This is a genomic window from Pirellulales bacterium, assembly GCA_035499655.1.
Classification (GTDB): domain Bacteria; phylum Planctomycetota; class Planctomycetia; order Pirellulales; family JADZDJ01; genus DATJYL01.
This window is the reverse complement of sequence record DATJYL010000076.1, coordinates 1-12,729: the sequence shown is the minus strand read 5'-3', so window position 1 is coordinate 12,729 and position 12,729 is coordinate 1. Positions and strand designations below refer to the sequence as shown.

Annotated in this window: 13 protein-coding genes; 10 read left to right on the top strand and 3 right to left on the bottom strand. The window is 55.7% G+C overall.

Annotation, left to right across the window (positions count from 1 at the left end; translation table 11 throughout):
* From VMJ32_05615 to VMJ32_05595, 5 genes are all read left to right on the top strand, one after another.
* A partial coding sequence (locus tag VMJ32_05615) for a glucose-6-phosphate dehydrogenase (GenBank protein HTQ38482.1) occupies nucleotides 1–588 on the top strand: 588 nt, incomplete at its 5' end.
* Between the two features lie 87 nt (nucleotides 589–675).
* A complete protein-coding gene (gene gnd, locus VMJ32_05610) occupies nucleotides 676–1,689 on the top strand; it encodes a decarboxylating 6-phosphogluconate dehydrogenase (GenBank protein HTQ38481.1) in 1,014 nt (337 codons plus the stop codon).
* On the top strand, nucleotides 1,686–2,726 hold the full coding sequence (glk, locus tag VMJ32_05605; protein ID HTQ38480.1) for a glucokinase: 1,041 nt from the start codon (nucleotides 1,686–1,688) through the stop codon (nucleotides 2,724–2,726). The genes gnd and glk overlap by 4 nt, the downstream gene beginning before the upstream one ends.
* Nucleotides 2,727–3,040: 314 nt before the next feature.
* Nucleotides 3,041–4,081 carry a polysaccharide deacetylase family protein gene (locus tag VMJ32_05600; protein HTQ38479.1) on the top strand — a complete coding sequence of 347 codons (1,041 nt, stop codon included), beginning with the start codon at nucleotides 3,041–3,043 and terminating at the stop codon, nucleotides 4,079–4,081.
* Between the two features lie 353 nt (nucleotides 4,082–4,434).
* Complete coding sequence (locus VMJ32_05595; GenBank protein ID HTQ38478.1) at nucleotides 4,435–5,052, top strand: formyl transferase; 618 nt, start codon at nucleotides 4,435–4,437, stop codon at nucleotides 5,050–5,052.
* Between the two features lie 110 nt (nucleotides 5,053–5,162).
* Here VMJ32_05595 and VMJ32_05590 read toward each other — a convergent pair whose 3' ends face one another.
* A complete protein-coding gene (locus VMJ32_05590) occupies nucleotides 5,163–5,714 on the bottom strand; it encodes a YqgE/AlgH family protein (protein HTQ38477.1) in 552 nt (183 codons plus the stop codon).
* 178 nt (nucleotides 5,715–5,892) lie between these two features.
* On the opposite strand from VMJ32_05590, the gene VMJ32_05585 reads away from it, so the two are divergent.
* Nucleotides 5,893–6,648, top strand: coding sequence for a hypothetical protein (locus tag VMJ32_05585; protein ID HTQ38476.1), 756 nt, complete (start codon nucleotides 5,893–5,895; stop codon nucleotides 6,646–6,648).
* Nucleotides 6,649–7,024: 376 nt separating this feature from the next.
* On the top strand, nucleotides 7,025–8,539 hold the full coding sequence (locus VMJ32_05580; GenBank protein HTQ38475.1) for a tetratricopeptide repeat protein: 1,515 nt from the start codon (nucleotides 7,025–7,027) through the stop codon (nucleotides 8,537–8,539).
* A 311-nt stretch (nucleotides 8,540–8,850) separates the two neighbouring features.
* Here the strand turns inward: VMJ32_05580 and VMJ32_05575 are convergent, their stop codons facing one another.
* Nucleotides 8,851–9,576: a hypothetical protein gene (locus VMJ32_05575; GenBank protein ID HTQ38474.1), complete on the bottom strand. Its 726-nt coding sequence runs from the start codon at nucleotides 9,574–9,576 to the stop codon at nucleotides 8,851–8,853.
* Nucleotides 9,577–10,020: 444 nt separating this feature from the next.
* Here VMJ32_05575 and VMJ32_05570 point away from each other — a divergent pair, with 444 nt between their 5' ends.
* The 3 genes from VMJ32_05570 to VMJ32_05560 all read left to right on the top strand — a co-directional run bounded on the left by VMJ32_05570 (nucleotide 10,021) and on the right by VMJ32_05560 (nucleotide 11,941).
* Nucleotides 10,021–11,091: a hypothetical protein gene (locus tag VMJ32_05570; GenBank protein HTQ38473.1), complete on the top strand. Its 1,071-nt coding sequence runs from the start codon at nucleotides 10,021–10,023 to the stop codon at nucleotides 11,089–11,091.
* An 86-nt stretch (nucleotides 11,092–11,177) separates the two neighbouring features.
* Nucleotides 11,178–11,369: a hypothetical protein gene (locus tag VMJ32_05565; protein HTQ38472.1), complete on the top strand. Its 192-nt coding sequence runs from the start codon at nucleotides 11,178–11,180 to the stop codon at nucleotides 11,367–11,369.
* A gap of 44 nt (nucleotides 11,370–11,413) precedes the next feature.
* On the top strand, nucleotides 11,414–11,941 hold the full coding sequence (locus VMJ32_05560; protein ID HTQ38471.1) for a hypothetical protein: 528 nt from the start codon (nucleotides 11,414–11,416) through the stop codon (nucleotides 11,939–11,941).
* Between the two features lie 4 nt (nucleotides 11,942–11,945).
* On the opposite strand, the gene VMJ32_05555 is transcribed toward VMJ32_05560, so the two are convergent.
* The coding region (locus VMJ32_05555) for a tetratricopeptide repeat protein (protein HTQ38470.1) at nucleotides 11,946–12,729 on the bottom strand (784 nt) is incomplete at its 5' end.

Sequence of the window (12,729 nt, the reverse complement as noted above, 5' to 3'; positions counted from 1 at the left end):
CGAGACGAATTTGGCGTGGCTAAGGATTCTAAGACCGAAACATACGTGGCGCTGCGCACGCAGGTCGATCTCTGGCGCTGGGCAGGCGTGCCGTTTCTGCTGCGCACCGGGAAGCGTTTGCCCAAACGGGCCACCGAAATTGCCATTCGGTTCAAAGATCGTCAACTTCGCCATACGCCCACCATGGAAGTGGAAATGGACGGCGTTGGGGCGATTAATACTGAACCGAACGTCCTGGTGTTCCGCATTCAGCCCGATGAAGGCATCAGTTTGTCGTTTGTCACCAAGCAACCGGGAATGGGTTTCTCGCTGCAGCCCGTGCGGATGGAATTTGATTACGAGCAAGCGTTTCATGTCGGCCTGCCCGAAGCGTACGAACGGCTGTTGCTGGATGCCATCAAGGGCATTCCGCTGTTGTTCATGCGGTCCGACGAAGTTGATGCGCAATGGGAATTCATTACTCCCATTATCGAAGTCTGGCAAAAACAACCGCCCCCGACGTTTCCCAATTACGAAGCTGGCAGTTGGGGGCCGGCCGAAGCCGACAAACTTGTCGCCGATCGTCAAGGCAAATGGCGCGACCCGTAAGAATAGAATCAAAAAACCTCGAACGGCGGAAGTAATACCAACCAGAAAGCCGCTTCTGTCGGCCGCGAATTCATAAGGAGTACAAATATGCAACTCGGAATGATCGGTCTGGGCCGAATGGGGGCCAACATGGTCCGCCGCCTGATGAAAAACGGACATCAATGCGTGGTGTTTGATGTCAATCCGGCCGCGGCCGATTCGCTTGGCAAGGAAGGCGCCGTGCCGGGTCACACCATCGAAGAGTTTCTCGCCAAGCTTACCAAGCCGCGCGCCGTGTGGTTGATGGTGCCGGCGGGCGTGGTTGATCAAACTCTGGCCATGCTGACGCCAAAATTGGATCAAGGCGACATACTGATCGACGGCGGAAATTCGTACTACGTTGACGATATACGCCGCTCTAAAGAGTTGCAAAACCGCGGTATTCGCTACGTCGATGTCGGCACCAGCGGCGGCGTGTGGGGGCTGGAACGCGGTTACTGCATGATGATTGGCGGACCCACTGATTCGGTCGTGCATCTCGATCCCATTTTCAAAACCCTGGCCCCGGGTGTGGGCAACATTGACCGCACTCCGGGGCGCGAAAAAATGAAGGGGACTGCTGAACTTGGCTATCTCCACTGCGGTCCCAGCGGCGCCGGACATTTTGTGAAAATGGTGCACAACGGCATTGAGTACGGTCTGATGGCAGCTTATGCCGAAGGGTTGAACGTACTCAAGCACGCCAACGTGGGCAAACAAGATCGCACGACTGATGCCGAAACCACGCCGTTGCGGAACCCCGAACTTTATCAATACGATTTGAACTTGCCCGATATCGCCGAGGTCTGGCGGCGCGGCAGCGTGATTGCGTCGTGGCTGTTGGATTTGACCGCGGCTGCGCTGGCGCAGGATGCGAGACTTTCCTCTTTCACCGGTCATGTTTCCGATTCCGGTGAGGGGCGCTGGACTATTCAAGCGGCTGTGGATGAAGGCGCACCCGCGCCAGTGCTAAGCACGGCGTTGTACCAACGGTTTACTTCCCGCGGGGCCGATGACTTCGCCGATAAACTGCTGTCGGCCATGCGTTTTCAATTCGGCGGCCACATGGAGAAGAAAGGATGATTCTCGCTGGCGACATCGGCGGCACGTCCACGCGCCTGGCTCAATTTCAAATTCAAGCGGGCCGGCTTGCGCCTCTCTCGCCGCCGCAAAAGTTTCCGAGCCGTCAGCACAAAGGGCTGGACGAAATTGTGCAAGCTTTTGTCGCCGCGCAAAAAGCAGCGGGACAAAACCAGCCGATCGAACATGCCGCTTTCGGCATAGCCGGGCCGGTGCGCGATGGAAAAGTTCACACCTCTAATTTGCCGTGGATGGTCGATTCCACGCAGTTAGCCGCGGAATTAGGGCTTGCTGCGAAAAACGTCCATTTGCTCAACGATTTGGAAGCAAACGCACACGGGATTCCAGCATTGGGCGCCAACGATTTCGTCACGCTCAATACTGGTCAATCCGATCCGCGTGGCCATGCGGCAATCATTTCGGCCGGCACCGGTTTGGGCGAAGCGGGAATTTTTTTCGATGGGGAGCTGTTGCATCCCTTTGCCTGCGAAGGCGGGCACGCCGATTTTGCCCCGCGCGATTCGCTGGAAGCGGAATTGCTGTTGCATCTGAAGGATAAATTCGCCCAGGACAGCGCTGGACACGTCAGTTGCGAACGAGTGCTTTCCGGTCCCGGTTTGCGGAATATCTACGAGTTTTTGCGAGACACCGGTCTTGGGCAGGAAAGTGCCGAGCTGGCTGCTGCGATTGCAGCCGGTGATCCTGCGGCGGTCATCTCGAAAGCCGCGCTTGACGGCTCCAGTCCTTTGTGCGTTCAGGCGATGGACATGTTCGTCGCCTTTTATGGCGCCGAAGCGGGAAATTTGGCGCTGAAAATGATGGCCACTCGGTGCGTGTACATTGGCGGAGGAATTGCACCGCGGATCATCAGCAAGTTGCGCGCCCCACGATTTTTAGACACCTTTTGCAATAAAGGCCGCCTCAAGTCGTTGCTGCAGATGATTCCCATCCAAGTCATCATGAACGATCTTACGGCTCTGTTTGGTGCTGCACGCTTTGCGGCCGTGCAGGCTAAACTGCTGCCATCTTGGTCCGGCTAAGCCTGCCACGGCGAATGCAGCGCCTTAACTTTAGCGAGCTGCTGCAGCTGGCAACTGCTATTGTTTTTGAACCGCTGGCTGGGTGATAATGACCCTGCTGTGCGAAAACCGTAATGAGAAAAGCGTCTCATTTTGCGCTAGTGAATGTATAAAACTGGGACAGCCGAAGGAGATTTGAAAGCAGCAGCTCGTTAATTCCCCCAGATTTTTCATCTTATCGGTTGCGGTACGGATTTTGCTAGTCATAATGGAACGATTAGCAGAGGCTCGCGCGGTCGGAACAGATCTCAAGGCACGGAGAGGAGGGTACAGGGATGTCGGTAGGCGCTCTCGTCGTCAGTTTTGATTTTGAAATGGGTTGGTCGCTGCGCAGATCTCCCCAGATCACGCCGCAGTTCGCTGTTCTCGACGCCATGCGCGACGTCGTGCCGCGGATGCTGGAGATATTAAATCGCTATCAGATTTCAGCCACCTGGGCAACCGTTGGGCACTTGCTGCTCCGGCCTCAGGATTGTCCGGGCGGACGCTTTTCCTACGATTTGCCGCAGCCCCGCTTTTCCTGGTTTCGCGGTGATTGGTTCAGCGGCATTCCTCGTTTTGGCGAGCAAGGTTGGCAATGGTTTTACGCTCCCGACTTGGTGGAGCAAATCGTCAACGCTGACACGTATCAAGAATTGGGCACTCATACGTTCAGTCACATTGATGTAGGTGACCGCGGTTGCCCGAAAGAACTCGCCCGAGCGGAATTCAAGCTCTGTCAGGATTTGGCCCGGAACTGGGGACGCACCTTGCACAGCGTTGTATTTCCGCATAATTTTGCAGGCCATTTGGATGCCCTGGAAGAAACCGGTTATCACTGCTACCGGGGTGAAAATAATGAATGGTATTGGTTTGGTCTGGGTCCCAACGGAGTGCTGCACCCCAAGCTGGCGAGATTGTTCTTGCAGCCCTTGCGCTATGTCGACGAACGCTGGCCGATGACGCCTACACTGGCTGCGGTCCGGCGCTCTGGCAATTTATGGCAAATCCCGCACAGCATGTTTTTCTCTGGATTCGACGGCATTTCCAAGCACATTTCGGCCGCCGATCGGGTGCGTCGCGCCAGCCTGGGTATGCGTCGAGCCGCAAAACTCGGACGCGTGTTCAGTTTGTACACGCATCCGGAAAATCTGATTCGCGGGTCCGATCAATTGCTCGGAGCCTTCGACAAAATCTGCCACGAAGCCGCCGAGTTGCGCGAAGCCGGTAAATTGGATATCCTAACGATGGAAGATGTGGCCGCCCGCATGCAAGCCGCTCACAATAAAACCTACGAGCCCGAATCTGTTCCCGTTCTGCTTCGAGCCGCATCCTGAGGATTGCCTCGCGCTGGGTTGCAGCCTGACAAACCGTTCGTCACAGGCAGGCTGATGGAATGAACGCTACACCGTCGTGGCCATCGCCGCAGCAACCGTCGGCTGTTAGGGAAGAGGGTGCGCAAACGGCCCCATCCACCGATCGCTCGGCAGCGGCAGAATCTAATTGTTCTACATTTCCCCGCCTGGTTGTCTTGGCCGCGGATAGCGCGTCGGGGCGTTACTATGTGCGCGAGTTAGAGCGAAACTTCGACTTGGCTGCCATCGTATGGGAACAATCCAGTCGAAAGCGAACGCTACGAATGGTGCTCCGACGGGCTCGCAAGCTAGGCTGGTTTTACCCTTTCGACCGCATGCTTCTGGGAATTTACGCCCGTTGTGCCATGCGCCCGGCAGCTCAGGCTTCTGATGCCTGGCGCGAAGAGCAATCGGCCCGAAATTATCAACCGCGCTGTCCGCAGTTAGCGGTGACTTCGATAAATGACGAGGCGGTCGTCGGGCTGTTGCAACAATCCCGCCCCGACCTTGTTTTGGTCTGGGGAACTTCCATTATTCGCCGAACTGTGCTCCAGGCAGCGGGCTGTTTTGTGAATGTGCATGCGGGTATTACCCCACTGTATCGCGGGGCACATGGCGCCTTCTGGGCGGCGATGAACAATGACCAAGCTCACTTGGGCATTACGTTACACCGGGTGGACGAGGGCATCGACACAGGCCGCATTTTGCAGCAGACGCTGGTGTCGTTTGATCCGGCGAACGACAACCTGCTAACCTTGGCTGCCAAGCAAACGGTGGCAGGCGCACAAACTGCCATACAATGGCTGCTGGAACACCGGCTTGATTTTGCTACCGACCCCGGCGTGGCTCCGCCACAAGGTAAAAGCAAACTGTATTACTCGCCTGGTTTCAGCGATTACCGCCGCTTCGAACGGCTTATGCGGCGCGGCCGAATGGCCGATTCGCATCTGTGACCCCCAGGGCTGAGTTTTTCCGTCGGTCTCGGTGCAAAAGTCTCTTGCGGTGCTCATCGACGGCACCGATTTTCTTTTTGAACCCCCCCATGCACACGCTTGAATGCAGCTTAATTCAGCGACGGATCGGACGGTTGGTGCTTCAGCTTAATGCCCGCAATCCGCGTGGTGGCCGACAGCACGCGGCAGACCTCTTCCCATAAATCATCTTGTGGCCAAAAGGCATGCTCCTGTTGTGCGGGCGAATTGAACCAAGCCCCTTCCTTCATTTCCGCTTCCAATTGACCGGACTGCCAGCCCGCATAACCAGCGTAGAATCGGGCCGCTTTACTCGGTTTGAGCACCAAATGCTCCAGTTTTTCTTTATCGGCCGCAAAGTAGAGATTCGGCAGCACTTCGCTTTCCGCCAAAAACTCTTCGGTGTGAATGGCCATCAGCGGGCCCGGGCACGGGCCGCCGTGATGAATGACGGCGTCAGTTTCGCAGGGTGTTGTGCTCACCTTATCCCAAATATGTTTTAAAGGAGTGTCGCTTGGGCGATTCAGAATCAAACCAAACGCTCCCTCTTCGTTGTGCCGCACCACGAGCACCACGGACCGAAAGAAATTCGGATCCCCCAGCTTCGGTGAAGCCACGAGCAAATGTCCCTGAAGAAACGACATAATCCACCAGTCACCCGACACTCGGCAAGAAAATCCAGCCCCGCCGCCAAGCACTCGATACAACCACCATGCTTGAATCTACCATCATGGTAGAGCAGTTGCACGAGTGGGTCAAAGATGCGATGCTTTTCCGTTAGTAACGCACACCTCGTTCAATTCCTTCGGGAAGGCTCTAATGATGAGCAAAACTCGCTTATGTTCTATTTTTCTGTTGCTCATCGTTTCGCGCACGGTGTGGGCTCAGCGTGAGGGTGCGCCAGGCGCCACGACCCAGCCGACTGCGTCCGTGCCCAAGCACTTGACCGTGGCCCAGGCGTTGGTAGCGCACCTTGATCTAACCAACACCAATTACAACCACGGCGCGCCTCAAGTCTCGTTCGTTGCTCCCTACCAATCTCACGCCGATTGCAGTGGGTTTATCGATTCGCTGTTGCAATACTCCTATGGATATACCAAGGATCAATTCAAAAAATGGTTGAGTTCCAGCCGCCCCAGCGCCAAGCGCTACCACGATGCCATCGTGGAGCAGAAGGGCTTTACTTTGATTCCTCACGTGCAAGACATGTTGCCGGGCGATATTTTGGCGGTGAAGTATTTGACTCGCACCGACAACACCGGTCACGTCATGCTGGTCGCCGACCGCCCGCTGAAAATTCAGCCCCAAGATCCGGTTTTGCCCGGCATGCAACAATGGATGGTAACCGTTATCGACAGTTCTGAATCGGGTCACGGCCCCACCGATACCCGGCATGACCGCGGTCCCAACGGCAAGGACCATGACGGTGTCGGCCAAGGCGTCTTGCGTATTTACACCGACGGGCAAGGACAGATAACAGGCTTTAGCTGGAGTGCCTCGGCAAAATCCGAATTTAAGAATCCCAGCGACGAGCATCTGGTTATCGGCCGGCTTCAACCAAATTTCCAACCGGAATAAGTTCGCTTGCGTATCGCGGTTTAGACGGCCGGAGGCAGGTTCCGCCGATGTCGGTAACTTCCAATGGATCGGGCGTTCCAAGCGTCGTTTACCAACTCTTTGTGATTGCTTTTTCTTTTTCCCACGGCCGATTCAATCGCGCCCTGCCTCCGTCACGGGCGCAAAAATCGGTTTATCCTGAACTGTGGTACTTGGCCAGCAGCTATGTTCCCCGTGGGCTGGATGTTAGAATAGGTACGGTTAGGCACAATTGCCGTTTTATTAAATTGTTAGCCAGTAACTTCTCGATTTGGCTCTTCCGGCGCCGGCAAGAACCGCCGGAACGGCAAGTGGTCGTTCTTTATACGAAACAATTTCAACCGCGAGGAATGTGTTCATGTCTACACAGTATTGCAAAGCTCATTTTGCGTTGGCCCTGGCCATGGTGGCGCTATTGCCAAGGATTCTGGAACGTGCGGCTCAGGCGCAAACCACGCCGGCGGTTGGCACATCATCGGGCGCGGTACCATCGGCCACCTCCTCTGGAGTTACTTCACCGCCCACGAATCCATTTACCTCGGATTGGCTCATCGGCAACTCGGTATCGGATGCGAGCAGTCCGCAGTACCAAGAAGTGAACGATGCCATTACCCGGTTTCGTAATCAAGACATCTCCGGGGCACGCGAACTATTGAGCCGGGTCCGGGAGAAAAACCCGAAAATCCCACCCGTGGAAGTTATGATGGCCCGGCTGTGGGCTGCGGCTGGTCAGTTTAATAATGTTCACGCCGAATTGGAAAAAGCCGTGATGGCTTATCCCAATGACCCTGATGCCTATCTGTATTTTTCCGAACTGGCCCTGGCAGAACATCGAGTGACGGACGCCGAATCGGACTTGTTGCAAGCCAAATCGTTGATTGAAAAAATCAGCGAAAGTTCAAAGCGGAAGCGAAATTTCGATATTCGATTGAATTCTGGGTTGGCCGCTGTAGCGGAAAACCGCAACCAGTGGGAAACAGCGCTACCTTATTTGAAATCGTGGATGGATTTAGACCCCGACAATGCGCTGGTTCATGCGCGCATGGGCCGCACCTTATTCGAACTTGGCAAACCTAAGGAAGCTTACAACGAATATGAAGCGGCGCAGAAAATCGATTCGAAATCGATCAACCCTTATATTGCGTTAGCCGGATTGTACGAACAAGCGAAGGATCACGACAACGCCACCAAATCGATCAGTTACGCCGTGCAGAAGAATCCCAAGGACCCGGTCGTGCAATTACAGGCGGCTCGTTGGGGAATGGCCACCAATCAACTCAATGAAGCGCAAAAGTACGCTGACGCAGCGCTGAAGATCGATCCCAAATCACTTGACGCCAAGATTCTCCTCGGCGAAATCGCGCGTATCACCGGCGACTTGACCACAGCCGAAACGTTGCTGGAGCAAGCCGTGGCCCAGGCCCCACTGAACATTGAAGCGAGCAATCAGCTGGCCCTCGTTTTGATCGAACAAAACGATAAAGACAAAAAGGACCGTGCCCAGCAAATCGCGGAACTCGATCTTCGGGCCACCACGCAAGGCGATCGGGCTAACCCGGAAATCGCCGCCACCTACGCTTGGGTGTTATACAAGTTGGGCGACACGGCAAAAGCCGAGGAAATTTTGAATAAAGTCCTCGCCACGGGCAGCATCAGCCCCGACACTGCTTTTTACGTGGGAAAAATCTTGCAAGATCGCGGCAAAACCGATGTGGCAATCAACGTGTTGGAACAGGCTTTGACCAGTCCCGCACCGTTTGCTCAGCGCCAGGCCACAGCCGAATTGCTCTCTCAGTTGAAGAAGGAAAAAGAGCAAAAGGATAAGGATAAAGACAAGAGCGGCGCCACAGTTCCCTCTGGCGGTAGTAAGTAAGCAGCCGGAGATGAGGGCGGATGTTAAAACTGGCCGGGTACACAAATCGTCTGCGCGCAAAAAAAAGATCATGGCATGCCGATCCATCGTCGTGCCATGATCTTTATCCTGAAACGGAACAACCCTGCTAGCTTTGGCGGTTCCGTCCTCCCGACATAGTCGTACTGTACTTATCGGGCGTGCCGCCTTCCGGGCATTAACACAATCTGCCGAGTTTGCACGCCACGAACAGGGTGATGGATACGCAATGGGGAGACAGCGGCTGAACCGACCCCTTCAAACCAACGTCTTCCGTTTATCTCCCGCCATTCCTAGCCCCCAGTTTCCTGATCCGCATCGGACGAAATCGGCGGTTTTCCTTCCACAGCGTGCAAAACCGTCGGCGTCGGCGGCGATTCCAATGCAGGTTCCAGCTTCTGTCGGGAGATGCCGTTGGGCTTCTTTTCGTCACGTGCAGTACCGGCATTTTGCGGGCTATTTTCACTGTTTTCCGGAACAAAATTGTATTCCCGTTGCCAGCGATTATTGTGTCGGCGGTCGCTCACCAGCGTTTGCCCAAACCCATTTCTGCTACTGACATGGACGAGTGATCCGCTCCCATCGAATTCACTGCCGTTGAAGTCGCCTTTCTTTGCCCCGCCAAAATTGTCTCGCTCAGAGTTATAAGCGGCAGATGCGGAAGGGCCAGCAAACTTAGGCCCGGCTTTGTAAGAAGATGTTTGTGAGGAGGTCGCGTTGGTAGTGTTGGAATTAGACCCTTTGCCGTTAGACGCACCGTTGTTAAATCGGTGAAAACCACCCGGAATTTGCCCGGTGGGCGTCATGGACGGCACCGGTGGCCAGGTTTTCAGCGGCATGCCCTCGGCATTTGGATTCCATCCGCCGCGGCCCCATCCACCGTAAACGCCAATCGGCACCTGCATCGGCGGAAAGCCGATATTTTCGCCGTTATGAAAGTTCGTGAACATCTCGATGGCCTCGGCGCGGACCGCCAGGGAGGCCAAAATTGTGGTCGAAAGGATTATCAATCGGTACATAATTCAACTCCGGGTAATGAACGGGAGGAAAGCGATCGGATTAGCCAGGGTCAAGGATCAGAGGTCGCAGTTGATGCGCTAAAAAATGCGCCAACTTTTGACGTCCGACCCCTGCCCGCGGCTTGCTGGCTTTCGAAGTCGCTGATAACTCCGCCCCGCACAGAAACCCGAAGTTGGTGGAAACTTCATCCACATGGGCTCGCAGGTTGATTACTGCGGCGGGCGATTGGGGCGGACGGTTAAGCATTCCCTACCCAGGCGGCAAAGCAACCGCAAACGTTGCTTTTTTTCAACAAGGCAAGGTTTCCCTGATCCGAAAGGTTTGCCTATAACGAATATGCGGCCTACCGCCGATGGTTTGGCCAGGGACGATCCAATGGAGTGGATTGAGTCTATAACCCTTGATTCCACTGACTTCCACGCATTGAGAATTCACAGTTGCCCATGCAAGCTTTCCAGACCAGCCCGAGCAACTTACTGTTCGCGGTCGCTGCCACGGCTTTGCCAAGTGATTTCAGCGACTTTCTGAAAGTATTTTTGACCGTCACGCTCCTGGCACTATCGGCGATCATTTTGCGACATGGCTTGCAGCAGGTTCGTGGAACCACGTTGATGGCCCCCATCGTTTGGACCTGTGTTTCACTACTGGCTTTGGCGACCATGCTGGTGCTGAATTCGCAAACCATGATGGATGGGCATCTGGCAGGCGATTTATCGCTGGTAGCTCTCGTATCCACATTTTGTCCGCTGATCTCGTTGTTGGGCGCCAAACGACCGCAGCATGCCATTTGGCAATGGATTGTATTCAGCTTTTGGATCATTGCGGCGTTGCCGGCGCTGCAATCGCTGGCCATGGATCCCGCGGAAAAACTGGAAGTGCCAATCGTGTGGCAATGCTTTTATGCGGCGTTGCTGTTGCTGGGTTGCGTCAATTATTTGCCCACTCGGTATGCGATCGTGAGTTTACTGGCGGCGGCGGGTCAAGTCTGGCTCTTCTCGCGGTTCTTGCCCGTACCGATTGCGCTTCGCACCACCGACCCGTTGCCTGGTATTGCCTTGCTCTGCGCAGCCGTGTGTGTGGCGCCGCTGGCTGGGCGGTTTCCATCGCTCAGACAACGAGGATGGAAAAACTCGTTAAGTCCGCTCTCCGGCTGGACCCAGGTCTGGCTCGATTTCCGCAATGCTTACGGTTTGCTGTGGAGCGAGCGCGTCAGGCAGCGCATCAATTCACTGTTGGATTCTTCCGACGCGCCAGTGTGGCTGGAGTGGAATGGGTTTCACTTCGCACTGCCGGAGGCCGATCAAATTCCAGATGTCGCTTCGCAACCGCCTGGCAGCCGTCCGAGGGCCGTCACAACTGAGCAAGTCGAAACGCATTTGCGACAGACGTTCGCCGCCGCGGAGCCGGGCATTCGCAATCTGCTGCGCCGCTTTGTGTCCAACCCCTGGATCGACCGCCGACTGAATAGCATTTGTCAGCCTGACCCCAGCACCGTACAATGCGATGCAACATAAAGCGGTTCAACCCTGCCGGCGATCTAGCGATGCCCGTCTGTAGCCCCGGCAAGATATTAATTTGGTTTCTTCACGGAGAACCTGCCATGAATGAAGACCTCGACAAGGTGATGAGCGACATTGAAAGTTCAGCATCGGAATGCTGTGCCGAAATGCGCGAAAAAGCCGCCGAACTGTGCAACAGCGTGGAAGACTTCGTGCGGCACGAACCGATGAAATCGGTCGTGATTGCCGCCGGATTAGGTCTCGTCGCAGGGTTATTGCTTTCTCGACGGTAAGCGGCGCTGATCGCTGTTCCTCCCCTAATCGGTTTCATTGCTCTATGCCGGACGACGGCGCGATACCTCCGCACGATGCAGCCAATACTTCGTCGCCACACGCGACCGATGACCAGCGCACAACGGAGCCCACGGGTCCTGACGCGCTGGCCGAATCGCTCCAACGCATCGCCGAAGCCCGAGAATACTTTGCCCACCTGCTGGCTGCGGAAATCGAGCGCTTCAAGCTGCGCCTGCGCAAAGCGGCAATGTGGGCCATTGTCGGGCTGACCGCGTTGGTCTTGCTGTTGGCCCTGTTGGTGGCGGCCACCGGAGTGTTGCTAGCCGGATTGGCGGAATTGATCGGATCATTGTTGGGTGGCCGCCTATGGTTGGGCGCAGTACTGGTCGGCGGCGGGGTGCTCCTGATCGGTGTTTTGGCTCTGGGCTGGGGATTGTGGGCGTGGCAGGCTTCGGCCTTCGACGCCGTGCGTCAGCGCTTCGCCGCCCGGAAGCGCCGCCAGCAAGGCCGCTTCGGTAAATCGGTGGATTCCGCCGATGACCATCACGACGATCCCAAACCCGATCGATGACGCCTTAGCGGTCTTTTCGCTCTGGTCTTGGACCGCCTTGGTAATTCAGCAGCCATGCTGCAATCTTCTGGGCCAGCGCTGTCTGGCCTTGCGAGCGCGCCAACTCGGCAGCCTTTTGCGCCGCCGCCTGAGCCGCTGCTGAATGGTTCAATTGAGAATTCGCCAACGCCAAATAAAAATAGGTATTGGCGTCAAGAGGATTTAATTGCTCGGCCAGTTGAAACTGTTTCATCGCCTCCTGGGTCCGTCCCATGTTACCCAGGGCTACTCCCAAATTACTATGTGCCGCCGCACAGTAGGGATCGTTTCGGAGCGTTTTGCAGAGTTGATCGATCGCCTCCTGCGTCCGATCCAGCCTCATCAATGCCACGCCCAAATTACTGCCCGCCTCGCTGTAATCGCTATCGAGTTGTAGGGCTTGTCTGAATTGTTCAATGGCCGGTTGCAATTCGTCCGATTGCATCAGCATCAACCCTAAATTGCCGTGGGCCGCAGCGTCTTTGGGATTGATTTTCAGTGCCTCTTGAAATTGTTCCTTGGCTTCCTGAAACCGGTCAGCCTTCGATAACACATGGCCGAGATTATTGTGCGCGACGCCATCACCAGGCTGGGTTTCAATCGTATCTTTCCACAGTGTGATGCCGTCCTGATAAGCGGCCAGGCGGTGGATGTCGAGCAGGCAGCAGGCCAGCGCCAGGGTCAGCGCGGCCGAGCCGACGACGGCCAGAATGCGCCCGTCGACAACCCGCCATCGCTCCTTCGTTCGGGGTACAGCACGCGGGACAGCG

Bases quoted from the DNA above. Each gene is read 5' to 3' on its own strand.
- VMJ32_05590 (HTQ38477.1), bottom strand. From the start codon at position 5,714: ATGTCGTTTCTTCAGGGACATTTGCTCGTGGCTTCACCGAAGCTGGGG.
- VMJ32_05595 (HTQ38478.1), top strand. From the start codon at position 4,435: ATGCTTCTGGGAATTTACGCCCGTTGTGCCATGCGCCCGGCAGCTCAG.
- VMJ32_05565 (HTQ38472.1), top strand. From the start codon at position 11,178: ATGAATGAAGACCTCGACAAGGTGATGAGCGACATTGAAAGTTCAGCA.
- VMJ32_05585 (HTQ38476.1), top strand. From the start codon at position 5,893: ATGAGCAAAACTCGCTTATGTTCTATTTTTCTGTTGCTCATCGTTTCG.
- VMJ32_05575 (HTQ38474.1), bottom strand. From the start codon at position 9,576: ATGTACCGATTGATAATCCTTTCGACCACAATTTTGGCCTCCCTGGCG.
- gnd (HTQ38481.1), top strand. From the start codon at position 676: ATGCAACTCGGAATGATCGGTCTGGGCCGAATGGGGGCCAACATGGTC.
- VMJ32_05560 (HTQ38471.1), top strand. From the start codon at position 11,414: ATGCCGGACGACGGCGCGATACCTCCGCACGATGCAGCCAATACTTCG.
- VMJ32_05600 (HTQ38479.1), top strand. From the start codon at position 3,041: ATGTCGGTAGGCGCTCTCGTCGTCAGTTTTGATTTTGAAATGGGTTGG.
- VMJ32_05570 (HTQ38473.1), top strand. From the start codon at position 10,021: ATGCAAGCTTTCCAGACCAGCCCGAGCAACTTACTGTTCGCGGTCGCT.
- VMJ32_05580 (HTQ38475.1), top strand. From the start codon at position 7,025: ATGTCTACACAGTATTGCAAAGCTCATTTTGCGTTGGCCCTGGCCATG.
- glk (HTQ38480.1), top strand. From the start codon at position 1,686: ATGATTCTCGCTGGCGACATCGGCGGCACGTCCACGCGCCTGGCTCAA.